The sequence below is a fragment of the Methylomonas rhizoryzae genome, from assembly GCF_008632455.1.
Taxonomy (GTDB): domain Bacteria; phylum Pseudomonadota; class Gammaproteobacteria; order Methylococcales; family Methylomonadaceae; genus Methylomonas; species Methylomonas rhizoryzae.
In genome coordinates, this window is record NZ_CP043929.1 from 4,301,101 (window position 1) to 4,325,414 (window position 24,314).

Annotated in this window: 26 protein-coding genes; 12 read left to right on the forward strand and 14 right to left on the reverse strand. The window is 53.0% G+C overall.

The window, feature by feature from the left end:
* Positions 1–203 precede the first annotated feature (203 nt).
* From F1E05_RS19055 to F1E05_RS19065, 3 genes are read right to left on the reverse strand one after another with little or no spacing between them, the layout of a single operon-like run.
* Positions 204–596 (reverse strand): rhodanese-like domain-containing protein, encoded by a 393-nt coding sequence (locus F1E05_RS19055; protein WP_150051295.1) that lies wholly within the window; start codon positions 594–596, stop codon positions 204–206.
* 4 nt (positions 597–600) lie between these two features.
* Positions 601–1,176, reverse strand: coding sequence for a class I SAM-dependent methyltransferase (locus F1E05_RS19060; RefSeq protein WP_150051296.1), 576 nt, complete (start codon positions 1,174–1,176; stop codon positions 601–603).
* Positions 1,173–2,078, reverse strand: coding sequence for a LysR family transcriptional regulator (locus tag F1E05_RS19065; protein ID WP_150051297.1), 906 nt, complete (start codon positions 2,076–2,078; stop codon positions 1,173–1,175). Before F1E05_RS19065 ends, F1E05_RS19060 begins: the two co-directional genes overlap by 4 nt.
* A gap of 182 nt (positions 2,079–2,260) precedes the next feature.
* On the opposite strand from F1E05_RS19065, the gene F1E05_RS20360 reads away from it, so the two are divergent.
* The 8 genes from F1E05_RS20360 to F1E05_RS19100 all read left to right on the forward strand — a co-directional run bounded on the left by F1E05_RS20360 (position 2,261) and on the right by F1E05_RS19100 (position 7,407).
* Positions 2,261–2,413 (forward strand): hypothetical protein, encoded by a 153-nt coding sequence (locus tag F1E05_RS20360; protein ID WP_190303197.1) that lies wholly within the window; start codon positions 2,261–2,263, stop codon positions 2,411–2,413.
* Positions 2,414–2,593: 180 nt separating this feature from the next.
* Complete coding sequence (locus F1E05_RS19070; RefSeq protein ID WP_150051298.1) at positions 2,594–2,914, forward strand: phosphoribosyl-ATP diphosphatase; 321 nt, start codon at positions 2,594–2,596, stop codon at positions 2,912–2,914.
* 26 nt (positions 2,915–2,940) lie between these two features.
* Positions 2,941–3,156 (forward strand): twin-arginine translocase TatA/TatE family subunit, encoded by a 216-nt coding sequence (tatA, locus tag F1E05_RS19075; protein WP_150051299.1) that lies wholly within the window; start codon positions 2,941–2,943, stop codon positions 3,154–3,156.
* A gap of 6 nt (positions 3,157–3,162) precedes the next feature.
* A complete protein-coding gene (gene tatB, locus F1E05_RS19080) occupies positions 3,163–3,480 on the forward strand; it encodes a Sec-independent protein translocase protein TatB (RefSeq protein ID WP_150051300.1) in 318 nt (105 codons plus the stop codon).
* Positions 3,464–4,207: a twin-arginine translocase subunit TatC gene (gene tatC / locus F1E05_RS19085; RefSeq protein ID WP_150051301.1), complete on the forward strand. Its 744-nt coding sequence runs from the start codon at positions 3,464–3,466 to the stop codon at positions 4,205–4,207. Before tatB ends, tatC begins: the two co-directional genes overlap by 17 nt.
* Before the next feature lies 1 nt (position 4,208).
* A complete protein-coding gene (locus F1E05_RS19090) occupies positions 4,209–4,892 on the forward strand; it encodes a YggS family pyridoxal phosphate-dependent enzyme (RefSeq protein ID WP_150051303.1) in 684 nt (227 codons plus the stop codon).
* 143 nt (positions 4,893–5,035) lie between these two features.
* The gene (gene argS / locus F1E05_RS19095) at positions 5,036–6,796 is read left to right on the forward strand and encodes an arginine--tRNA ligase (protein ID WP_150051305.1); all 1,761 of its coding nucleotides are present in this window, start codon (positions 5,036–5,038) and stop codon (positions 6,794–6,796) included.
* A complete protein-coding gene (locus tag F1E05_RS19100; protein ID WP_150051307.1) occupies positions 6,796–7,407 on the forward strand; it encodes an SPOR domain-containing protein in 612 nt (203 codons plus the stop codon). The genes argS and F1E05_RS19100 overlap by 1 nt, the downstream gene beginning before the upstream one ends.
* Before the next feature lie 3 nt (positions 7,408–7,410).
* Here the strand turns inward: F1E05_RS19100 and F1E05_RS19105 are convergent, their stop codons facing one another.
* The 4 genes from F1E05_RS19105 to F1E05_RS19120 all read right to left on the reverse strand — a co-directional run bounded on the left by F1E05_RS19105 (position 7,411) and on the right by F1E05_RS19120 (position 13,135).
* Positions 7,411–9,321, reverse strand: coding sequence for a response regulator (locus F1E05_RS19105; protein WP_150051309.1), 1,911 nt, complete (start codon positions 9,319–9,321; stop codon positions 7,411–7,413).
* Positions 9,318–9,842, reverse strand: coding sequence for a YfiR family protein (locus tag F1E05_RS19110; protein WP_150051311.1), 525 nt, complete (start codon positions 9,840–9,842; stop codon positions 9,318–9,320). Before F1E05_RS19110 ends, F1E05_RS19105 begins: the two co-directional genes overlap by 4 nt.
* 10 nt (positions 9,843–9,852) lie before the next feature.
* Positions 9,853–11,901, reverse strand: a complete 2,049-nt coding sequence (locus F1E05_RS19115; RefSeq protein ID WP_150051313.1) for a TonB-dependent receptor plug domain-containing protein — start codon at positions 11,899–11,901, stop codon at positions 9,853–9,855.
* 340 nt (positions 11,902–12,241) lie between these two features.
* Positions 12,242–13,135: a carbohydrate kinase family protein gene (locus tag F1E05_RS19120; protein ID WP_150051315.1), complete on the reverse strand. Its 894-nt coding sequence runs from the start codon at positions 13,133–13,135 to the stop codon at positions 12,242–12,244.
* A 209-nt stretch (positions 13,136–13,344) separates the two neighbouring features.
* On the opposite strand from F1E05_RS19120, the gene pssA reads away from it, so the two are divergent.
* Positions 13,345–14,085 carry a CDP-diacylglycerol--serine O-phosphatidyltransferase gene (gene pssA, locus F1E05_RS19125; RefSeq protein ID WP_150051317.1) on the forward strand — a complete coding sequence of 247 codons (741 nt, stop codon included), beginning with the start codon at positions 13,345–13,347 and terminating at the stop codon, positions 14,083–14,085.
* A gap of 7 nt (positions 14,086–14,092) precedes the next feature.
* Positions 14,093–14,947: a CHAD domain-containing protein gene (locus tag F1E05_RS19130; protein ID WP_150051319.1), complete on the forward strand. Its 855-nt coding sequence runs from the start codon at positions 14,093–14,095 to the stop codon at positions 14,945–14,947.
* 295 nt (positions 14,948–15,242) lie between these two features.
* On the opposite strand, the gene F1E05_RS19135 is transcribed toward F1E05_RS19130, so the two are convergent.
* The 7 genes from F1E05_RS19135 to F1E05_RS19165 all read right to left on the reverse strand — a co-directional run bounded on the left by F1E05_RS19135 (position 15,243) and on the right by F1E05_RS19165 (position 23,013).
* Positions 15,243–15,827, reverse strand: coding sequence for a DVUA0089 family protein (locus F1E05_RS19135; RefSeq protein WP_150051321.1), 585 nt, complete (start codon positions 15,825–15,827; stop codon positions 15,243–15,245).
* Between the two features lie 178 nt (positions 15,828–16,005).
* Positions 16,006–18,213, reverse strand: coding sequence for a primosomal protein N' (locus tag F1E05_RS19140; RefSeq protein WP_150051323.1), 2,208 nt, complete (start codon positions 18,211–18,213; stop codon positions 16,006–16,008).
* A 303-nt stretch (positions 18,214–18,516) separates the two neighbouring features.
* Entirely contained in the window at positions 18,517–19,023 is a 507-nt protein-coding gene (locus tag F1E05_RS19145) for a disulfide bond formation protein B (RefSeq protein WP_408631341.1), read from the reverse strand.
* Positions 19,010–19,714 carry a potassium channel family protein gene (locus tag F1E05_RS19150; RefSeq protein WP_150051327.1) on the reverse strand — a complete coding sequence of 235 codons (705 nt, stop codon included), beginning with the start codon at positions 19,712–19,714 and terminating at the stop codon, positions 19,010–19,012. Before F1E05_RS19150 ends, F1E05_RS19145 begins: the two co-directional genes overlap by 14 nt.
* Positions 19,711–21,315, reverse strand: a complete 1,605-nt coding sequence (locus tag F1E05_RS19155) for an NAD-binding protein (RefSeq protein ID WP_150051329.1) — start codon at positions 21,313–21,315, stop codon at positions 19,711–19,713. The genes F1E05_RS19150 and F1E05_RS19155 overlap by 4 nt, the downstream gene beginning before the upstream one ends.
* 4 nt (positions 21,316–21,319) lie before the next feature.
* Entirely contained in the window at positions 21,320–22,021 is a 702-nt protein-coding gene (locus F1E05_RS19160) for an SDR family oxidoreductase (protein WP_332095524.1), read from the reverse strand.
* Positions 22,021–23,013: an SPL family radical SAM protein gene (locus F1E05_RS19165; RefSeq protein WP_150051333.1), complete on the reverse strand. Its 993-nt coding sequence runs from the start codon at positions 23,011–23,013 to the stop codon at positions 22,021–22,023. The genes F1E05_RS19160 and F1E05_RS19165 overlap by 1 nt, the downstream gene beginning before the upstream one ends.
* A 98-nt stretch (positions 23,014–23,111) precedes the next feature.
* On the opposite strand from F1E05_RS19165, the gene ribF reads away from it, so the two are divergent.
* Together ribF and F1E05_RS19175 are read left to right on the forward strand one after the other, a co-directional pair.
* The gene (ribF, locus tag F1E05_RS19170) at positions 23,112–24,050 is read left to right on the forward strand and encodes a bifunctional riboflavin kinase/FAD synthetase (protein WP_150051335.1); all 939 of its coding nucleotides are present in this window, start codon (positions 23,112–23,114) and stop codon (positions 24,048–24,050) included.
* Positions 24,051–24,052: 2 nt separating this feature from the next.
* Positions 24,053–24,259, forward strand: coding sequence for a DUF1289 domain-containing protein (locus F1E05_RS19175; protein WP_150051337.1), 207 nt, complete (start codon positions 24,053–24,055; stop codon positions 24,257–24,259).
* The last annotated feature ends 55 nt before the right edge of the window (positions 24,260–24,314 follow it).

Consider the following 24,314-nt stretch of genomic DNA (forward strand, 5'->3'; position numbering starts at 1 on the left):
ATGCCCCGCTACAGTACCGGCCTGGATTGGCCGCTGTACTTGCATGCCGTCATGAGGAGCGCCAAGGCCTATCCGGCGGCGGCCAACCGGCGTTACGACATAACATTTTCCGCGACGAACCGCGAAAAAGTTTGGCTCTTGGGTTGCTGGCTGTCGAATCGGCTGCTCCGGACGCGTTGGGAAGGCGCCCGAATCGGAAATGCTCAAGTCTGCTCCCAAGGCAGGCCGTGAAAACGCCAGCCGCCTAAAGTACCGCGGTGCTTGGCCTCGTCCAACGGTCCTTCAAAACCTTCCAGGATATTGACCAAATGCCGGTAACCGGCTACCTCCAAAGTCTTAGCGGCTTCCACGGAACGCACGCCGCTACGGCACAACAGCAAAACCGGAGCGTTTTTGTCGGGAGCATGCTTTTCGACTTGTGCGACAAACTCGGGGTTGACTTGCATGCCGGGAAATTCTTTCCAAGCAACGTGTATCGCCTTGGGCGGATGGCCCACAAAGCTATGCTCAATAGCGGTTCTAACGTCGATGAATACTGCCGTCGGGTCGTTTTGCAGCAGAGCCCAAGCTTGCTTAGGTTCGAGATTTTCAATCATGTCGTCAATCCAACTTTTGTCCAATGAAGCAGGCTTCGTTACGGTTGCCGCGGCCGAGGTCGCCTATGCCCTGGTATTCTTGGTAATACACCACATGCAGCGGAGCGAACAACCTGAGCAATTCGTTACGCTTTAACAAGTAATCCGGGTTGTTCGGGCCTATGGCATCGGGCTTATCGCGGGTGAACGTTTGATAAAACAGCAAGCCTGCGGGCTTTAAGGCGCTCATTATCTCATCACATAAGGTGCGGTCAAGAAATCGGCTAACCACGATAACGTCGTAACCGGCTTTCGGCCAGCTATGATTCGACAGGTCGTATTGCTGCGCGACTAGGTTCAATGCCAGTTGGGCGGCTGTGTGCTGCAAGCGGTCCGTGGCAACTTTAGAAATGTCCCAGGCGTTGACTTCCAAGCCATGCCGAGCGAGCAGAATGGCGTTAGCGCCTAAGCCGCAAGCAACATCCAGAGCCCGTCCGGCGCTCGGTAACAAATATCTGTGCGATGCCAAAACCTCTGCCGCGTCAGGCTCGATATTCTCCGCACTATAAATTCGATCCCACTTTTGCTGTATCGGATTCACGGCGGATCCATGCCGATACGGTGCGGCAGCCAGCCCTGAATAAAATCCAGGAACGAGCGGACTTTGGCGGACAAATACTTGCGGTGCGGATAAACCGCATAAATTTCCAACGGTTTAATGCCGTACTGATCCATTACGACTTGCAAACGCCCCAATTCGATATCGCGTCCGACGATGTATCGCGGTAGCATGATCAGTCCCAAGCCGTTGACGGCCGCGTTACGAATGGGGTCGGCCATATTGGCTTGCATACGGCCGGTAACGGTAATCGTTCGTTCGCCTAAAATGCCTTTAAAACGCCATTTGTTGCGCGGAGGGATCGCCCAGTTGATTAAACAGCTGTGGTCTTCCAGATCTTCCGGGTCTTGGGGGATGCCGTGATTTTTCAGGTAGTCCGGCGAGGCACAAACCACTAACGACGAACTAGCCAGTTTGCGCGCAACCAAGCTGGTATCATTCAGCTGCCCTAAATAAATGGCGATATCGACGCCTTCGTCTATCAAATCGACTTGACCGCCTTTAAGCACCATATCCACCGACAGGTCAGGGTAACTCTTTAAATACTCGGTCAGGCCCGGCGCAATATGCGTCGCTCCAATGACCGGCGGCGCGCAGATTTTCAGCACGCCGCGCGGTTCGGTCTGCAACTTGGTCACTGCGGCTTCCATCTCCTCGACGTCCAATAGAACTTGTTGGCAACGTTCCAGGTATTCCTCGCCGGCTTCAGTCAAACTTAAGCTGCGAGTCGTACGATTGAACAATCTTGTGTTCAACTCGCTTTCGAGCTGCATGATGTGTTTAGTAGCCATCGCCCTAGATATGTCCAGATCTTTGGCGGCTCCGGCAAAGCTGCCGGCTTTGGCCACTCGGACGAACACGGTCATACTGGTTAGTTTATCCATACGACATTCCCAATCGATGTAAAAATTGTTGACATTTTTATTATTTCTCTGTTGTTTACAATTTATTTTATATTAACCCAATTGTAAACGTTTTTTTATCCTGTATAGTATTAACCAACTGATGAACAAAGCAATGGCGCTTTGTCAAGATGACGCAATCTTAAAGAGGAACTAAAACTGAAATGAACGGCATAGGTAAAGATATTTTGGTCGGCGCATTGTTTATCGCGGGCACGCTTAGCTTCTTATCCGGTTTGTTTATCGTTTCGACGGTTTTATTCGCCGCGACCAGCATGTTCAGCAATATGAGCACTACGGCGCGTATCAAAGGTTAAGCACATCAACGAATTTGTAACTACCTCCTGGTGTTGTAATTCAAGCGGAATCTCCTCATAGCACTCTGCTTGGTTTTTACCTCCTTCTGCGCAAGCAGTGGGAGGTTTTTTTTGTCCGTCGTTTTAGCCAAGGCCACTCCATGTTATGATTTTTAGCGAACTTTGGTGAAGGAAGGGGTTATGAGCGATGTTTTACAACAATTGGCTGCCGTATTAGAGCAGCGTAAAGAACAAAGCCCGGACCAATCCTACGTTGCCGGCTTATACGCCAAAGGCTTGGACCACATTCTGAAAAAAATCGGCGAAGAAGCTACCGAAACAGTTTTAGCGGCGAAAGACGGCGATAAACAGAAAATAGTCTACGAAACGGCCGACTTGTGGTTTCACAGCATGGTAATGCTGGCGCAACAAGGCTTGGGCCCGGAACATGTGTTAAACGAATTACAGCGTCGTTTCGGATTGTCCGGCATAGAAGAAAAGGCGCAAAGAAATTCGCCCTAATCGTTATCTAACATTAAGGAGGGGATATGGGCGTAAGCATGACTCAATTGCTAATTGTGCTGGTGATAGTCATTTTAGTATTCGGCACCAAGCGCTTGAAAAACGTTGGTGGCGACCTCGGCGAAGCTATCAGAAATTTTCGTTCGGCGATGAAAGAAGGGAACGAAAACAAGTCGCTAACCGAGGAAAAAGGCGAAACCCTGGAAGGCGAAATCACCCAAAAAGAAAAAGACCAGGCTTGATTATTTATGTTCGATGTCGGTTTCTCCGAATTATTAATGGTTGGACTGATCGCGCTGTTGGTTATTGGGCCGGAACGCTTGCCGAAAGCGGCTCGAATCGCCGGATTTTGGCTGGGCAAAACCCGCAGCACGATTGCCAGCGTGAAGGCGGAAATCAAACAGGAGTTGCACGCTGAGGAAATGCGGCAATTGTTGCGCCAGCAGCAATCGATCGCAGACGAATTGCAGCAAGTTGCGCAAGAAACCCAAGCGGCGGCTGGCGAATTAGAAAACAAGCCGCAAAACGGCCAACCCTCCCGAACGATCGATGACCCATCAGCTTGACCCTATCGGCGAGCAGTCCTTCATCAGCCATTTAATCGAATTACGCGACCGTCTATTGCGGGTGGTATTGTGCGTGCTGGTGGTTTTTATCGGCACTGCGACTTACTCCAGCGAAATTTATCATTACCTTGCCGAGCCGTTGTTGGCGCATATGCCCAACAACAGCACGATGATAGCAATCGATGTCGCCTCGCCGTTTTTCACCCCGATTAAGCTGGCCTTCGTGGTGGCAGTATTTGCCTCGGTACCGTTCATTCTGTATCAATTTTGGGGCTTCGTGGCGCCCGGACTGTACCGGCACGAAAAGCTGATGATACTGCCGCTGTTATTGGCAAGCACCCTGCTGTTTTATGGCGGCGCGGCATTTGCCTACTACGTGGTGTTTCCGCTGGTATTCGGCTATTTGACGGCAGCGGCGCCCACCGGCGTCGCGGTGATGACCGACATCAGCACTTATCTGGATTTTGTGCTGACCTTATTTTTTGCGTTCGGCATTTGTTTCGAGGTACCGATTTTCACGATTGTACTGGTTTGGACAGGGATTACTACCCCCGAAAGCTTGGCGGAGAAACGGCCTTACATCATCGTCGGCGTATTTACCATCGCCATGTTTTTAACCCCCCCGGACGCATTGTCGCAAACATTATTGGCCGTACCGATGTGGATGCTATTCGAATCCGGCTTGCTGTTTTCCCGCTTGTTTGTCGGCACCGATCGAGAGCATTGACATGCAATCCTCCGACATAGCCGAGCGTTTTCGACACGTACGCAGCCAGATACGACATGCGACAGGCATTGCCGGCCGACCGGCCGCAAGCGTGCAATTGCTGGCTGTCAGCAAAACCAAATCCGCTGCCGATATTGCACAGCTTTATCGACTGGGACAACGCCATTTTGCGGAAAATTATGTGCAGGAGGCGCTGTTTAAGCAACAACAACTGGCCGCATTCGATATTAGCTGGCACTTCATCGGCCCCATTCAATCCAATAAAACCAAGCCCATCGCCAGTCATTTCGCCTGGGTACACAGCGTGGACAGATTAAAAATCGCCCAACGCTTGAGCGAGCAGCGTTCCGAGCGCTTACCCCCGTTGAACATCTGCTTGCAAGTAAATATCAGCGAAGAAAGTAGCAAGTCCGGCGTTAGTCTGGCTAACTTGCCCGAACTGGTAAGCGCGGTACGTCAATTGCCGAGATTGCGCTTGCGCGGCGTGATGGCCATTCCGGAACCGGAAACTAACTATGCAAAACAACGGCTGCCTTATCGCAGCTTACACCAAGCCGTTCAACAGCTTAACGATCCCAGTTTGGACAGCTATTCTTTCGGCATGAGCGGCGACTTGAAAGCAGCAATCATGGAAGGAGCCACCATGGTCAGGATCGGCACGGCGCTATTCGGCGAGCGCCGATAAGTTTCGAAACTCAGTCCGGTTTCCTGCGGTTGCGGGGCTGTAATCAGCAAGCGAAGCCGGCGGTAACTCCCGCTCTCGGTAGCCACGATGGGGGTTTTCAGGGATAATAGCCGCAATTTCGTCCCCGTTTTTTCTCATCAATAATGAAAACAAAGCTCGAATACCTGTTGCAAAACGCTATAGACGCATTGAAAGCGCAAGGTGTTCTGGATCGCGAACTAACCGTACAAATCGTGTTGGAACGGGCTCGCGACGCGCAACATGGCGACTTCGCCACCAATCTGGCCATGATGTTGGCAAAACCCGCTAAATCCAATCCGCGCCAGTTGGCGGAAAAGATTATCGCCGCACTGCCGGCCGACCGGCTGATCAGCAAGGTTGAAATCGCCGGCCCCGGTTTTATCAATTTTTTTCTGAATCCGGATTATTTATTCGATATCGTCAAGCAAATCCACGTTGCCGGTTCGACATTCGGCTTAAGCCAGTCAGGTCAAGGCAAACGGGTGCAAGTGGAATTCGTTTCCGCCAATCCCACAGGACCTTTGCACGTCGGGCACGGACGCGGGGCCGCTTACGGCTCCGCCGTCGCGGATTTGTTGGCAGCGGTAGGCTTCACGGTGGAACGCGAATACTACGTCAACGACGCCGGCCGGCAGATGGATATTCTGGCAACCAGCGTTTGGTTGCGTTACCTGGAAGAATGCGGCGAAGTGTTACCGTTTCCCGGTAACGGCTACCGGGGTGATTACATCCGCGACATCGCTCGCAGCTTGCATCAACGCGATGGCGAGTTATACCGCCGCGCGGCCGGTGCAGTCATAGCTGATTTGCCTGCCGACGAAGCACAAGGCGGCGACAAGGAAAAGCACATCGACGCATTGATAGACCGAGCCAAAACTTTGTTGGGCGAAGCGGATTATCGGTCGGTGTTTCAAGTCGGGCTGGACGACATATTGGCGGACATCAAGGACGATCTCGCCGAGTTTGGCGTGAGTTATCAGCACTGGTTTTCGGAACGCAGTTTGATGGAGGACGATTCGATACCCCAAGCCTTGCAACGTTTGGATTCCGCCGGATACTTGTACAAACAGGATGGGGCAACTTGGTTCGCGTCCAGCCGACTGGGAGACGAAAAAGATCGGGTGGTAGTGCGCGACAACGGCCAAACGACCTATTTCGCCTCGGACATTGCTTACCATATGAACAAGTTGGACCGCGGTTTCGATCAGATCGTCAATATCTGGGGGGCGGACCATCACGGATATATTCCGCGGGTCAGAGCGGCTATGCAGGCCTTGGGAGCCGACGAAACCAAGCTAAAAGTGTTGTTGGTGCAATTTGCGGTGCTCTATCGCGGGGACGAAAAAGTGCAAATGTCCACGCGTTCGGGGGAGTTTGTTACGCTAAGACAATTGCGCAACGAGGTCGGTAACGACGCCTGCCGCTTTTTCTATGCGATGCGCAAATCGGAACAGCACATGGATTTCGATTTGAAACTAGCCACCTCGAAAACCAACGATAATCCCGTTTACTATGTCCAATATGCGCATGCGCGGATTTGCAGCGTGCTAAGGCAACTGGACGAAAAACATCGCCCGCGCGACTTGGCCTTGGGAATGGGACATTTACGCTCGTTGACCGAGAGCCACGAAACCGAATTATTGACCGCACTCTGGAAATATCCGGAAGTAGTGGAGCGCGCTGCTACGCAGTTCGAGCCGCACCAGCTGATTACCTATTTACGCGAATTAGCCAACCAGTTCCATAGTTACTACAACGCTCACCAGTTTCTGGTAGACGACGACGGTCTGTGTAATGCCCGGCTAAACCTGATTTGCGCGGTTAAACAGGTTTTCGCTAATGCATTAGGTTTATTGAAAATAAACGCCCCAGAATCGATGTAATGGCCAGAGATTACAAACACCGCGTTCAATCGTCCGCCTATAGCGCCTCCCGGCGTCAAGCCGCAAAGCAGCCGCCATTATGGCGGCGCTGGTTGCTGGTGCTTGCATTGATTGCGGTTTTCGGCGCGTTCTTACACATTGTTAGCCGGAAGGTTGAAGAGTTGTTAGCGTCTCGTAGCGGCGAACCGGCACAAACCAACGTTTCCGAACTAAAAACGCCGGAGCAGCCCCCCGATCCTAAGCCGGTTGCGGCCGTGCAGCCGGTAGTCGAGCCGCGTTACGATTTTTATACCATCCTGCCGCAAGCCGAAACCGTAATACCCGATTACGAAATTCAAAGCCGGGTCAGAGAAGAATTGGTAGGCAAAAGCAAGGCGGTGCGCTACGTCATGCAGGCCGGCTCCTTCCGTGAGGGAGCCGAGGCGGAACGGCACAAGGCCAAACTGGCTTTATTGGGGATAGAAGCGCGAGTCGAGAAAGCCAAGGTCGGAAGCGCCATCTGGCATAGAGTCAAAATCGGCCCTTACGACAATCCGTCCAGTGTCGCCAAGATCAAGGAATTGCTGCAAAAAAACAATATAGGCGTCGTTGTGACCGAACAAGGTCAATAAGCTTTATTCTTGCTCCCGCTCCGGGGCCAGCCACTTTTCCAACACGGCATACAGCGTTTTGGGCAATATCGGCTTACAGATATAGTCCACCATACCCGCTTCCAAGCACTTCAATTTGTCTTCCTGCATGGCGTTAGCCGTCATCGCTATCACCGGGACGTTTTTACAGGCGTCCATTTCTTTTAGGCGTTTAGTAGCCATATAACCGTCGATCTCCGGCATTTGTACGTCCATCAATATACAGTCATAACGATGTTGGGCCAGCTTCTCCAAAGCAATTGCACCGTTTTCGGCGACATCCACTTGAATCAGCACTTTTTCCAACAGTTCGACCGCGACAATTCGGTTAATTTCGTTGTCTTCGACGAGAAGCACTTTGCGGCCTCGAAGCTGATGACTGTGTTTGGAGGCCATAGGCGAACCATTTTGCTGCCGAGCGTAGAGCACGCTAGCGAAGTCTGCAACGCCGAGTTTTACACTGAAAATAAACTTGGAGCCGACCTGCTTCTGACTGACTACCCGTATCGTTCCTCCCATTTGTTCGACGAGTTGTTTGCTAATCACCAAGCCTAAGCCGGTTCCGCCGTGTGTGCGGGTCACGCTGCTATCGCCTTGCGAGAAGGCTTGAAACAAGCGTTGTTGTTGCGCTTCGCTAATGCCTATGCCGGTGTCGCTGACACAAAATTGCAAACTAATATGCTGCGAAGTACGGTTCAATTCGACCACACTGATGCCGACTTCGCCATATTCGGTGAACTTGATCGCATTGCCGATCAAATTGATCAGGATTTGCCTGAGGCGTTGCGGGTCGCCGATCACCGCGTGTACGGTACCGGAAGCGGGGCAGCTCAGTTTTAAACCTTTCTGGGCCGCCAATTGATTCATCGTGGCGAAGACTTGCTCCAGAACGTCTTCCAGCAAAAACGGAATGCTTTCCAGCTTCATTTTTCCGGCTTCCATTTTCGAAAAATCCAAGATGTCGTCGATGATATCCATCAAGGAATGCGAGGCCGCTTCCACCCGTTCCAAATAAGTTCGCAACTTGTCGCTGATTTCGCTATTTAAACAGAGCTCCACTAAGCCGACAATCGCATTCATGGGCGTGCGAATTTCGTGGCTCATATTGGCTAGAAATTCGCCTTTGGTCTGGTTGGCCTGCTCGGCTTCTTGTTTTGCAATCTGCAGCTCGCGGGTGCGCAACAGCACTTGGTTTTCCAAATAGGCTTCGTTGGCTTGAATTTGCGACAACATGCTGTTGAAAGCCTCGGATAAATCGGAAATTTCGTCATTGCCGGCGTAGTCGGAGCGCTTGCTGTAATCGTGGTCGCGCTCGATTTGCCGAGCGATGTTGGCCAAATGCACGATAGGCGTCAGCAACGAACGCTGTAACCGCAATACGAAAACAGCGGCGATACTTAAAGCAGCGAAGACGATTGCGGCGTTTAAGGCCGCATTGCGAATCAGCGCATGGTAGGGTTGTTTTAGATCGGCCACCAAAACGATGTCGCCGATTTCCCTATTGTTCGCATCCAAGATAGGACGCCGGGTCGTATGGTTTTTCTGCAAGGCCTTAGGCCATAGGATGTGCCAGTTGGAAGTCGCTTTGGCATAGCTTGCAAAAATTTCTCCGTTCGCAGATCGAATGACGCCGGAGATTATGTCCGGATCGTGAGCCAAAGCATTGAGAACTTCCTGCGCGGTTTTTTTGTCTTCAAACACAATCGGATAGCTGCAATTCTGCCCGATCATATCGGCGGTCAGCGTCAATTTGGTGTTGAGCTCTTGGTGCAGATCGTTGAACTCGCGCACAGAGAGAGAGACCGTGGCGACGAATAAGGTCAAGATCGCCATCAACCGCAATGCTTTGGCTAATTTGTTGACAATCGAAATCCGAGGGCTGCAAGGCCTGTTCATTGCACTATTTCCGCCATACGTAGCAATTTGGAACTGAGTTTTAGACCGGCGCGCTTAACCGCCGCTAAATTAACGATCAGTTTTAGCTTGTTGTTGCGTAAAGTGAATTGAATCATGCCGCCGCGTTCGGCGAAATCCTCGCTGTCGCTAACCAGCAAGATATGGCGGGATTCCGCTTGATTCAGGATGTCTTGGGTTAAGGTATGCGGATCGCTTAAAAACAAAATTTGGCACCGAGCCATCTCCGGCAAGGGTTCGCTTACTGCTTGTACCGTAGAACCGCCCACTTGTTGGCCGTCCAACGCCGGTAAATAAGCGCGTAACGGGCTGTCGCCCCATAAACAGATAGTCACCTGGTCGGCTTTCGGCCATTCGGTTAATTCGACGAAGTGAAATAGATAGAGCGCTTTGAGCTGGTACTCCCGGCTGACCAATGCATCGTCGGCCGCTGCCGGACGGCTTAGGCAAACGCTGACGCTGAGTAGCAATAAGACAACCGAAAGCTTAGCGAAACGATTCACAGCTCAAGACTCAGAAACGCCAGGAAAATTGCGCCAACACGCTACGCTGGATCTGGCTGGCAACCGGTATGTACAAAATATCGCTAAATTCCGGGTGTTGATTGTCCAATAAGTTTTGCCCGCTGATCGAAATTTCCAAGTCTTTATGCGGATGCCATCCTAACCGTAAATCCATGGTGAAGTAGTCGGGAATGGCCATGTCCCGGTCGACCACGATTCTACCCACATAGCGGAACCAGGCATCCAATTCGATTTCGTTGGTCAGGTTGTATAAGGAGCGTAGCGACAAGGTATGGTTAGGGCTGGAATGCGGTTCGGTTAACTCGTCTCTGAACCAGCGGCGCGAGGTATCGTAATTCACGTCGAATCGATTGAGGCTATACGCGCCTTGTAAGCGCCAGGCGCTATTGGCTCGATAGTTGGCCGAGAGCTCCACACCGTAGCTTTTTACTTGCCGGCTATTGCTAACCGTTGCAGGATAGATTGGAACGTTGGTTGGAAAAGCCGGGGCAAAATCGGGGCTATTCAACGTTGTGCCGTCAAATTGAGTGCCTTGCATCCTGTCGTAAATGTTGTAGAACGCCGCGGTATCGATATCGAAGTTATGCAGAATTTGCCAGCGCCAACCCAATTCGAATGCCAGCAGGTTTTCGGTTTTCATGTCCGGATTGGCCTTCACGTCGACAAAATCGCTACTGCCCGGAATCGGTACAAACAGGCGAATACTGTGTTGCGCCCGATTGGGCAACACCACCGCCCGGGACACGGCTCCCCATAGACTGTGCGCCTTATTGGGCGTCCAAATCAAACGTAGGTTGGGTTCGGTTTCCCAGCCGGTGAAGGTAAAGTGTTCTACCCGATTGCCCAAGGTCAGTTTCAAATCGTCCAGGATGTCAATTTGATCCTGTAAATACCAGCCGACGTTGTATTGCGCGAATTTGGCCGGCTCGAAACCCAGTGTCAAACTATTTTGGAATTGATCGTGTACGGTCTGAAAGTTCAGGCCCCACAAAATTTGGTGGCTATCCAGTTTGGGTAGGCTGTGTTGGACATCGAGAACCGCGTGCGAACGGTCCATTTGTATCGTTCCCAATAGCCAATGGGTTTGGGTAAACGCAAAGTTGGTTTGGATAAGATGACCGCTATCGGTCGTATGTTTCCAGTTGCCTTGCAGGCTGCCGGTCATGCCGTCCCGACCGAAATCGTTCTGCACCCACAGCGGCGGCGTTTCGGAAGTAACGCCGATCAGATAACCGCGTTGTCGATAGCGGGCTAGAGTAGCTTCCAACGTCAATTGATCGTTTCGGCTCAATTGGCTGTCCATCCGTAGCGTGGCGTTTTGCGCGTTTCCGTTATCGTGCGTGTCGTCCGTGGCCGTCAGATCGGCACTGGAGTCTCGGTAAGCGGTATTCACGGTACCGCGCAAATAAGAATCTTCGGAAATCTTGGTGCCGTAGCGGACACCGCCGAAGCCCAACTCTTCGCTTCCGCCGCCACCGAACAATAGACCGCCCTGGGTGTCGCGGGCGGAGCGGGTAACGATGTTGACCGTTCCGTTAACGGCATTCGCGCCCCACAAGCTGCCGCTGGGGCCTCTTAACACCTCTATGCGCTCTATATCCCACAAGGATAAGTTCTGTTGCCCCCAATATACCCCGCTGACCAAAGGGTCGTAGATGCTGCGCCCGTCTATCATGACCTGCAGTTTGTTTGCGTACAAGTCGTTGAATCCGCGGGCGCTAATCGCCCAATTCCAAGCATTGACCTTCGCCACGTTCATGCCGGGCACCATGCGCAGCAGTTCCGGCAGCGTGGTTACTCCGGAGCGACGGATGTCTTCCGCGGTAATCACGAAAGCGGCGGCCGGACTGTTTTTGACGGATTGGGTCTGCCTGGATAAAGTGGAAATATCCAGCTCTGTCACTTCCTCCCAGCTTAGCGGCAATAGTTCGCTAGTCTCTTCAACGGCTTCGGCTTCGCCGGCCACTGCTGCAAAACCGGGTTTAATCGATAGACACGCCAATAAGGTGCCTGCAAGATAGACAACAGGGTACAACATTGCAATTATTGATCGGACAGTTATCTTGGGAAGCGGCGTAAGCCCTTAGTACGGAATTTTGACAGGTAATTAAGGCGGCACTCGGTTTTTTTAGACACGATCACGGCTCGCAACCCACTGATAATCAATATACCCTAGGATGCGTCCAAAGGCGCGCATCATTTCGATATTACAACCATTAGACCCAATAATAGGATATTTGTAACTATTCAGCCATGCCAGGAGCTATTCCCAGGGAGGCATTCCTCATCTGTTGTAACGTAGCTGCATTGAGGACTTCGTCCTCTAATGCGCATTCGGGCGCACAATCAACCGCGAACCGTGTGCGCTGAAAAAGCGTTTATTCGGCCGGCCAGCTTTGCAACAACGCCGCAACTTGCGCCGTATTCGGCATACCGGGCCTAGCCCCGATGCGCGTGCAGCAATATGCGCCGGCCGCGCTGGCAAATCGCAGCAGATCCTCCCAAGCCATCCCTGCCGCCAAGCCGGCGGCAAACGCGCCGTGAAAGGCGTCGCCGGCTCCGGTACTATCCAGCGCATGCACCGGCGGCGCCGACATGCGGCCGGTTTGCTCGCCGCGCCGCCACAACAAACCGCGTTCACCCAAGGTAATCACCGCAACCGGCGCCATCGCAGCCATTTGCGTCAAGGCGTCCCCCTCATCACCGGCCAATTGCAGGGCGAATTTTTCCGAAGCCAGCAGATAATCCACTTTATCCATCAACAAACGGGTACCGTCGTGTAATGAGCCGGCATCCAGCAGCGTCGGTACGTTCGGCAGCGCCCGGCTAGCGGCCAAGGCCAAATGCGGCTCGTGGCCGTCGCACAACACTACCTTGGCTTGCACGCCGGCGAAGGCGATGCGTTCGGCCGGCAAGGCTTGGGTATCGCCTTTGTAGTTGATCAAGACCCGTTTGCCGTCCGGTTTGACCAAAATCGTCGACAACGGAGTGGGCGAAGCACCCCGCACCAGCAAACCAAGGTCCACGCCCTCTACTCGCAATTCCCGGCAATGACTGTCGCCATAAACGTCGTTGCCTAAATAGCCGGCGAAACCGGCCTGATAACCAAGCCGGGCGACCGTCACCGCGGCATTGGCCGCCGGCCCGCCACCGCAACTCAGCAAACCGTCGGCAAACAACTTTTCGTCCGCACCGGGATGACGGGCGATCGAAAACACCAAATCGTAGCTGGCATGGCCGATACAGAGTACGTCACACGTTTTAGCATTCATAACATTTACCGCATATCACTAAAAACAGCGCACTGTATTCGGCAACCGCAATTGAGGAAAGCGCTTTTTCCCAACCACCACGTCCTCGGCCGAAACTAAAGCGGACGCGGCTTGATCAACCGCTGCCGTTTTTGTCATCGTATTGCGATAGCCGGCCGGCGGCGGTCCATGTAAAATGGCCGACCAGTTATCGACTGTCAACGCCCATCATGATCCAAACACCACCGCCCAAGCGTCACCGCGGCATTTATCTGCTGCCCAACTTGTTCACCACCGGCGCGATGTTTGCCGGCTTCTACGCCATTACTTCGGCGATCAACGGCCGCTTCGAGACCGCCGCCATTTCATTATTCGTGGCGATGGTATTGGACGGCTTGGACGGCCGGGTTGCGCGTTTGACCAATACCCAAAGCGAATTCGGCGTGGAATACGACAGCTTGTCCGATATGGTGTCGTTCGGCGCCGCCCCGGCCATCGTGATGTATTTGTGGACCTTATCCAGCATGGGGCAAGTCGGCTTGTTCGCCGCGTTCGTGCACATGGCCGGCGGAGCTTTGCGCTTGGCGCGATTCAATACCCAAGTCGAAGTGGCGGATAAACGGTATTTTCAAGGCCTACCCAGCCCGGCGGCGGCGGCAATTTTAGCCGGCGGCTTATGGTTTTGCGTGGAAAACGGCTATCAAGTGGAAAACTTCAAGTACTTGGTGCTCGTCGCCACCATTTCCACCGGATTGCTGATGGTCAGCAACTTTCGCTATTCCAGCTTCAAAGAAATCGACTTCAAAAACAAAGTACCGTTCATCGCCACGATCTTGGCGATGTTGGTCATCGGTTTCGTGCTGGCCCAACCGCAACGCATGCTGTTTTTACTGGCGGTCGGTTACGCCGCATCCGGGCCTATCGTCACGCTGATCATGCGCAAAAAGCGCTTGCAAAGCCGAAAATCCTGACTGCGTCATGGCCAAAGAGGACGCCAAACTCATCCAAGCAGCGTTGGAGCGTCATTGGGCCAAACATTTATCACGCTTGCAAGCCTGTCGCAACCAAGCCAGCGAATCCGCGGTACATAAACTGCGTATCAGTCTGCGCCGTTTGCTCGCTTTCATAGAACTACTGCAGATTCTGGCGCCCGACCCGGCGTTGCGCAAACTTAGAAAAGACCTTAAATCTCAGCTGGACGGCTTCGACGAATTGCGCGACACCCAAGTCATGCTGGCCGATTTGCTGGATTTGAATGCCTTGCCGGAGATAGCGCCTTTTCTCGCTTATTTGCGCGCCAACGAACGTCGTTTGTTAGCCGCTATCCCGCGACAACTCCATGTCTTGGACAGCAATTCGCAAGAACTGCTGCTAGCTAAAGTGCAAAAACGCGTTTTGCCGGCGCTACGCGAAATGAATCTGCCACGGGCTTGCTTAGCCGCGATAGACGCCGTATACGCGGTTGCCCTCCAGCGTTATCGTGCAATAGACGCCCAACAGCCGCAAACGCTGCACAAACTGCGCATCGCATTGAAAAAGTTACGCTATCTGCTAATTACCGCCAGCGAGCTGCTACCCCCGCTCCCCGACGGCCATCTGGCCAGCCTGCAAACCTATCTGACTTTATTGGGCGACATTCAAAATTCTTGTGTACGCCGGGAGTATTTGAATCGTTACTTCGGACACCAACCGCCGCCGGCATTAGCGGAAATATTTGCCGAGCGTCATCAGTTGCTGCTGGACGCGTTTTGGTTAGAACGCCCGAAAATTGCCACGTTTTGGCGACTGAGCGACAAGCACCCCTGGCCATGGGACAACAAGGGCATGCATTAAGGAATAAAATGATTAAGACGCAGCCACAGCACTGTTGCCGCGTCCAGCACTAAGAAGAACGGCCCGAATTCGGGCCGTTTCGCAGTCGGGAGCCGCTTGTCTGTGGCAAGCGCTATTTTCAACACAAATCCCTGATGAAGCAGGTAGGATGAGTAGGGGCCGTTTAACGGCCTAATCTCCCCCCTCCCGTCATCAGAGAGCAACCACCTTCTCGTTCGCCGCGCCAAAAGGCAATCAACGAACCAAATATGACTCGGGACAAGCTACGCCCGGTCACGCACGGCAAGATAGCGCGTTACGCGCTTCTTTTCTTGCCGGTCAAACCCAAGCCTAACAGTGCCGAGCCCATCAGCCAAACCGCGGCAGGCACAGGAACCGCGGCGATATCGATTTGCAAGGTATAGAAGAAGTCGGTACTGACACCGGCAAGACTTTCAAACCCAAAATCGTCATAACCGGCAACTGCCGCCGTGTAAGTGCCCGGCTCGGTAATTTCCCAAACCAGAAAGGCGTCGAAACCGGGACCGGCATCATCGTCATATGCCACAAGGCTTCCGCTCGTGTCGAACAACCCGACTATGGGATCATCGCCAAATAGCGGACCGTCCGGCGTAGTAACAGTCAATTTAAGCCAAGTAGGCGCAGTTATGTCGAAGCTGTAAAAATCCACATCGTCGTTATCGACTATCAAACCGCCGTATACCGAGCCGCGCACACCCAACACATTGATGACCGGATCGGCACCGGTAAGAGTACCCACATACTGCGCAGTAGCCACACTAGAGTTATCGGTGCCCAAATCTTCCAGTGCCGCCTGCGCGGAGGAAGATGCGACACCTAGCCCCACGGCTAACGCGAGCAAAGCTTTAGAAAAGTTCATAGAAACACCCTAACTACGAAATGTTTAAAAAATAGGCATCCTTCACAAAATTATCATCCTGAGCCTAATACTAGCAAAGATTAACCGTTAGTAAACCGATAGTTTTGATTAAAACAGCCGTCGCTTTCTGCGCTCAACCGGATGCAGCATTCGACATAAGCCTTTCCATCCATCCGGACTAACTCAAATCGGCAGGATCTACATCCAACGACCAATGCACTTGTTTCGCGCCTTCTAAACCGTCGATATGCTGCACCAGCCTATCCAGCAAGCCATGCAACGCCTTGCGGTTCGGGCTCTGCAACAGCAATTGAAACCGAAACTGCCCGGCCCTGCGCGACATCGGCGCCGGCACCGGTCCCAACACCTGGACGGCCGACAGCTGATTTTGCTGCGTCCAAGCGCGAACGGCGGCTAAAAAACCTTGTGCAGCTGCAGCCTGCTTGGCGTCCGCCCGCAATAAGGCATGGTGGGTGTAGGGAGGCAAGCCGGCCTGACGGCGTTCGTTCAATAACTCCTCGACATAAGCGGAATAACCGGCTTGCAGCAGAATCGACAGTAACGGATGTTGCGGGTGGCGCGTTTGCAGGATCACAGTCCCGCGCTGCTCGCCCCGCCCCGCCCGTCCGGCGACTTGCACGATTAATTGAGCCAATTTTTCCGAACTGCGAAAGTCGATGCTGAATAAGCCACTGTCGATGTCCAAAAGCGCCGCCAGGGTCACGTTGGGAAAATGATGGCCTTTAGCCAACATTTGCGTTCCCAAAATAATATCCGCTGCGCCGGCGTTGATTTGCTGCAAATACGTTTCCAGCGTGCCTTTGCGCTGGGTACTGTCCCTATCCAGACGGACGACGGTGTGTTCCGGAAATAAAGCGACCAACTCCTGCTCTATCCGCTCGGTACCGGCGCCTAGCGCCCGCATTTCTCCGGTTTTGCAGGCCGGACACTGCCGGGTCAACACGTAAGAAGCGCCGCAGTGGTGGCAGCGTAAGCGGTTTTCGGCGGCGTGTATCACCAAATTGGCATCGCAAAACCGGCAACGCGCCACCCAACCGCATGCATGGCAAATCTGCACCGGCGCATAACCGCGGCGATTCAAAAACAGCAGTACTTGCTGGCCTTGCTGCAACTTCGCCCGCATCGCCTGCAACAACCCTTCGGATAATCCGGCCTGTAAATAGTGATTGCGGATATCCAGGATTTGCATATTCGGTTGCTCGGCGGCCCCGGCCCGGCCCGGTAGCTCCAACAAGCGGTAACGCTGCTGCCGGACGTTGAACAAAGATTCCAACGAAGGGGTTGCCGATCCCAACAAGACCGGAATATGCAGCAACTTACCGCGCGCGACCGCCACGTCCCGGGCCGAGAACCTAAAACCATCTTGCTGCTTGAACGAACTATCGTGCTCTTCGTCCAGGATAATCAAACCCGGCTTGGGCATAGGGGTAAACAGCGCCGAGCGGGTACCCAGCATAATCCCGGCTTGGCCCCGTTGAAACGTCAACCAGGCCCGCGTCCGCTCGCCGTCACTGAGTTTGGAATGAAAACAAACGATGCCCGTGGCAAAACGTTGCCTAAACCGTTGTTCCAATTGCGGCGTCAAGGTAATTTCCGGCAGCAGTACCAAAACCTGCAAGCCCAGGGCCAATACCTTAGCCATGATCTGCATATAGACTTCGGTTTTGCCGCTACCTGTCACCCCTTGCAACAAGAACACCGAAAATCGGCCCAGCTGAGCGCTTACCGCGTCTATGGCTTGTTGCTGGGCTGGATTCGGCGCCAATGCCGGTGCCATGTCTACAGAGAATGCAAGGTTGTCTGGGACGGGCAGCCTGTGCACCCACCCCTTTTGTAACAAGACTTTCAGCAGCGGCCTGTCTTGCGCCAACTCGGCGGCGGTGACAACCTGCCGTCCGGCCTGCAAGCGCTTGAGCAATGCCAATTGCTTGGGCGCTCGCGTACACGTTTCCGCGGCCCGCTCGCCTTCTTGGGTTAACGCATAGCCGAACGCTTGGCTGAACTCGGCCATTTTTCCATGCCGCAGTTGGACCGGAAAAGCCGTCAACATCACTTCGCCTATCGGGTGGTGATAATAACGGCTAGCCCATTGCAATAGCTGCAGGTCTTGGGTCGACAATAACGGTTGCGTATCGATCGCTTGTTCAACCCGCTTCAAGCGTTGCCGTTCTATGGCACTGCCGGACTGGACGGCCACCAATACCCCCACTTTGCGCGACCGGCCGAAAGGCACCCACAACCTGATGCCCGGCAAGTAATCCTGACCGGAATCAGCCTCGGCCGGCAAATAATCGAACAAGCGAGGCAAGGGGACGGCGATTGCCACTTGCAGGACGCTCGTGTGCGATGCGTCACAATTAGGCATGTTTTGTGATGTACCTATAGATATTTGCCGGCTAAACCATTATCGGCATTACGAAACTCAAGTTACCCACAAAAGCTGTGGATAACTCTGTGGATGGCAATGGAATTACTAGGATTAGTGCCGGTTTTTATTACAATTTTTTTAAATTGACCATTTTTGCGACAATGAATAATATTGTTTATATTCAATTAGTTACATAAAAATATTTCGATCTGGAATCTCAAATTTTCGAAAACGGCGCAGCTTAAGCGCATGATCCATTTTTGTGCATAACATCATTGCCGGGCGTCGATTCGATACCGTTTAAAGCAATTCGTCCGCCGCTTGCCGTTTAGCAAGAACAATGGCCAACAAACTGAACATGGCCAACAACAGAAAGGCGATTAACGTCCAAGCCGGAATGCTCAAGCCCAAAAACGTCGCATCCACTTGCGCGCACTCGCCGGTTCCGGTCAACATCAACTTCACGGTATCGGTCAAGGGAAAATGCTTGAAAACATACTCCAAGCCGGGGCTGCACTCGGGCACTTGTTCAGGCGGCAAATGCTGCAGCCAAACGTGTCGGCTGGAGATGCTCGCGCCGATTAAGGCACTGACCGCCCCGCCAATCGCGTAAGCCTTGATTCCCTTGTTATGAAGGGCGGCAACCAGAAACACCAGACCGGTCGCCAAAATGGCCAAACGTTGAGAAATACATAACGGGCAAGGTTCCAATTCTTGGACGAACTGAAGATAGGCCCCCATGCCCAACAGCGAAATACAGCCCAAAAACCCGATTAAAAACCATATGCGCGGCTTAAACATTGCCAGATTCATCGTTCACGTCCTGCTTGAAAGCTCTAATTTCCCGCGAGGGGCCCAAAATTACCAACACATCGCCCGGATTCAAACGCCGCTCGGCTTGTTCCGCCGCCCAATGCATGCGACCTCCCTGACGTTTGTTCACCACTCCGACCAACACTAAATTGTAGCGGCTGTTTAAAGCCAAGCGACCGATTTCGACTTCCAACAGACTGCAGCGTTCCGGCACGACAACTTCGGCCAAATGCAAATCGTGGCGGCCGAACACGGTATGATCGAACAAATCGGTAATTTCCGGCCGGGTCAGCATCTCGTGTATTTTGCTACCACAAATTTGGTATGGGTCGATAATCTTATTCGCCCCCGCTGCCAACAGCTTTTCCGACGCGTCGGGATTTTCCACGATCGCGATAATTTGCAAATCCGGATCCAAGCCGCGCGCCGACAGGGTAAGAAATACATTTTCCGAGTCGTCCTCGAAACAACAGAGCAAGGCATCCACCGGGCCGCCGATGCCGACCGACTTGAGCTCTTCGTCGCTGCGAAAATCCAGCAAGCGTGCATCGAATCCCGATTCTTCGGCCTGCTGCACATGTGCCAACTGGTGATCGTAAACGATCATTCTATGGGTAGCGATGTCGATACGATTCATCGCCTCCCTGGAAAGCCGGTTATAGCCGAACACCGCGATAGCTTTCATGGCATTGCCTTGCCGCGCAGACGCCGCTGCACCAATTCGCTGCGGAAATGTTCGATACCGTATTTATGCCCCAACACTACCAATAGATCGCCTTGCCGCAGTTCGAAATGCGCTTCCGGGTTGAAATAAAAATGCTGCTGCTTTACCCGATATTTGTTCTTGTGTTTTAAATGAATGGCGTTGCCGCTAATCACCCCAAGCAAAGTCAACTTCCATTGCTGTAATTGCAATTGACCGATTTGGCGACGATCCAGAGGCGATTCTGCATCAACCAACACGGTTTCCATTGCAATATCGCCTTGCTGGCGCAACACCCCGGACAAGGCTTCGAACGCCACCGGCTGCCCCAAGTATTCGGCAACCAACAAGCCGGCCACTTGAAACGGCAAAATCACGCTATCCGCGCCGGCCTGATACAGTTTGTTCTGATTTTCCTGACGGTTTGCCCGGGATACGATGCGAATCGTCTTATTCAAATGCCGACTGGTCAAGGTAACGTACACGTTGACCACGTCGTCGCCGGTGATACATAAAATGGTGTCGGCACCGCGGCAAATTCCGGCGTTGATCAACACTTCGTTACGGGTGGCGTCGGCGCAGATTGCCGGGTAGCGGAGTTTTCGGGCCAGCGCGACGTTTTGTCCATCTTTATCGATGACCACGAAAGTTTGGCCGTCCTTCGCAAGCTGACCGGCAACTTCCTGCCCAACCCGCCCGAAGCCGCAGATAATCACGTAACCCTTACGCCGCTTGAGCTCGGTTAATATTTTGTTTTCCCGCAATTCCGGCATCTTTTCGTTGAAAGCGGCAATCAAAATCGAGGTAAAAAATGCCAGGATACCGATGCTGGTAAAGATCAAGATGATAGCGACCAGCCGCCCCCCCGAAGTGTGCGGGGTTATATCGCCGTAACCCACCGTCGCCAAGGTGACGATGGCCCAATAAAATGCATCGAACAAATTGCGAATATCCGTACCGGCTTCGGGATATTCGAACACGTAAATGGAAACCGCGGCGATAAACAGCAAAAAACCGGTGAATATCAAAAGGCTTAACAACTCGAAGCGCCTGCCGGCTAGCACGTCCGCGTACAAGCGGATGCTGTCGGAGTAGCGAAACAGCTTGAATAAGCGAAAGATCAGAAAAATCCGCAAGATGCGTAACGGCCGATAACTGGGCAAGATCGCCAGCAAATCGATAATCGCGAACGGCGACACCACATATTCGACTTTTTTGAATAAGGCTTTGCCCAAGGCCGCAAAAATCCTGAAGCGGACGTTCAGGTAAGCGGCTTTTTCGTAGTCGGCAATAATGATTTCGTGGCTATCGGAATATACCCAAAGCCGCAACAGGTATTCTACGACCAGCACGATCAGAATACCCCACTCGATCAGGTCGCCCGGTCCGCCGGACGGATAACCGGTTTCGTACAACAGCAGGTAAACGCTGAGAAACACCAGGCAGATCATAAAGCTATCGAAATACGATTTAGCCTTACCGGCCGGATTCTCCAAAAAATCCCAACAAAAACGCTTTATGGCTTGGTAAGAACCGGACGCTTTCAACGAATAGGCAAAATAGACGACAAGGCGACTGAGCATGCGGTTATTTTTTGAACGAAACGACTTTGGTGAGCGGGCTTAAATTGATTTCGTCCAAGGCGCAATAGCGGCCGGCATTCAACACGAAACAAACGGCGTCCGCCACATCCTGTACTTGTAGCGCTTGCGCCGGCGCGCTACCCGGCCGAAAGGCAAGCTGATCGAAAAACGGTGTATCAACCATGCCCGGATTCACTAACGACACCCTGACCCCGGTTCTACCGCATTCCTCCCGCAATGCCTGAGTAAATCCGCGCAACGCAAATTTGCTGGCGCAATAAATGCTGCCGTTGCGGCTACCGGATAGTGCCGCTTCCGATCCGATATAAACCAGATTCGCGTGCTGTTTTTGCTTCAGCTGCGGCAGCAGCCAGCGGGTCAAACAGGCTTGCGCCGTGAAATTCACCGTCATAAGTTGCTCGATCTGCTGTGTGGACATCTGCTCCAACGCGCCGAACCTACCGTATCCGGCGGCAAATATCACGCCGTCCAAGCCGGGATAATCGTCGCTAAGCTGCTTTGCCCACCGTTCCACAGCCGATAAATTCGCTAAATCCAAGCCCATCGCCACGAAGCCCGGCATATCCGGCCGAAATTTCTGCGGCTCCCGGCTGGTGCCTATCACCGTATGTCCCTGTATCAATAAGCGCCTGGCTACCTCGCGGCCTATACCGGAGCTGGCCCCTGTGACTAAAAGCGTGCGCATCAAGCCCGACACGGAAAAAAAATCTCGCTAGACAGGTATTCCAACAACATCTGCCGGCAATCCTCGAACATCGCCTGTTCCAAATCCGCCCGGTACGACACCATGCCGGCTTGCGCTTGCAACGGACCCGAGAATAGTCGCTCTTGCGGATACAATTTGTGCATTTTTTTAAAATACGCCTCCGGCAAACGGAACACCCCTAAGCTGACCGAATGCAAGCGAGCCGGATCAATCCGTGCGAATACCTGTTCGAACAATGCGCGGTATTGGCGCCGATAGTCCTGTTGATAGATCAAAGGATCGAAACGTAAACCGACCTGCCAACCTTGCCGCTGCAATTTAGCCGCCGCCTCCAGTCTTTTGAACAAAGGCGGCGCTTTAGCTTCCACTTTCTCGGCCACCCCCTCCGGCGACAGACTAAAGGCCACCACGCAACGCGCCACAGGCTCGCGGGCCGTCAAGCTTCTGATTTGCGTGCTTTTGGTGCGCAGTTCCAACCAGGCGTTCGGCAAAGCATCGAATAGAGGCAAAAAATTGTCGGCAAATCCGGTCACCGGCTCCAAGGCCAAACTGTCACAATCGTAACCCGAGAAAAAATACACCGGCTGCTGCGGAGTTTGCGCGCAAATGTCGCGGATCTGCTGCTGAAAATCCTCGTAGTTCACAAACAGCACGTAATTGGCCGACTCCAGCATCCCTTGCAAAAAACAGTAGCGGCAGTCGTACAAACAATTCAGCATATGGGAAAAATAATAATTGCGGCTGCCGCCTATGCCGTAGCCGGGTGGCGCCGGCAGTACCCATTTGTGATGTTTGCGGGCTAAAATCAAGGCTGGCCGGCGTTTCTGCAAACGAAAGTTTTGCGCCTTCGGGTTAAACACCTCACCGTAACGTTCGCACTCGACGATGCGGGCTTGGGCGAAATTTTTTCTAATCGCCAAGGTCCGCGGATGCTCGGCAACGGCGGCTTCGATATAAAGTGTGTCTATCATGCCTTGGGCGCTTGCGGGTTTCGGGCCGTCATTATAAATGAGGATGGGTTGAACGACCCGATCCTGTTAGAATCACGGCTTTTAAGTTCCTTACACCGATGCGTTTAATCCGGGGTATCAACCGCTTAGAAGCACTGCAGCATGGCTGCGTACTCACCATAGGCAATTTCGACGGCTTGCATTTAGGCCACCATCGCGTAATCGCCCGACTGGCGGCGCACGGACAGCACCTTGGACTACCGACGGTCGCGATGATATTCGAGCCCCAGCCCTTGGAATTTTTCCTCGGCGACCACGCCCCGTCCCGCTTGACCCGTTTAAGAGAAAAAGCCTTACATTTCGCCAAACTGCCTATCGATTATTTGCTGGTGCTGCCTTTTTGCAGCACTTTGGCGGATATCGACGCGGAGCGTTTCGTCCAACACATTCTGATCGACCGGCTCAACATCAGACATTTGGTGGTCGGCGACGATTTCCATTTCGGCAAAGCCCGCCGGGGCAACTTTGCGCTGCTAAAACATATCGGCGAACAAGCCGGTTTCAGCGTGGAAGCGACCGATTCCTTCGAATTAGACGGCTTAAGAGTCAGCAGCACTCTGATTCGGGATGCGTTGGGAGAGGGCGATCTTGCCACCGCAAAGCTGCTGCTGGGCCGAGATTACTCGGTATGCGGCCGCATTGCGCACGGAGACAAACGCGGACGAGAGCTAGGCTTTCCTACCGCCAACTTGAAAATGTTCCGCAAAAATACACCCTTGGTCGGCGTGTTCGCAGTGACCATGAGCGGCTTGGACGGCAAAGCATTACACGGCGTCGCCAACCTAGGCACCCGGCCAACCGTGGATGGTGTCAGCAAACCGGTGTTGGAAACGCATTTGTTCGATTTTGACCGGGATATCTACGGGCGCTATGTGGAAGTGCATTTCAAAATGAAACTACGCGACGAAACCCGTTTTTCGTCGTTGCCCGCGTTGAAACAGCAAATCGACATAGACATCGCCCAAGCCCGGGCTTTTTTTGCCGGTTGCGCCACGTGAGCATGAACGACAATACCGTACCTTCGCCCTGCGTGCGTAATTGCTGCCTGAACGAGGAAGACGTTTGTTTGGGCTGTTTTAGAACCTGCGCGGAAATTTGCAGTTGGTCGCAAGCTAGCGGCGAACAAAGACGGGAAATCTTGCGCAAGGCTGCACAACGACGCAAGCTGGATGCACTAAAACGCGGCATTCCCGGAAACAAGCATTGAAGGTATGCCGGTGCCATGCGCTATTTTGCAGACCTGGGCATCAAGTCTTATCACT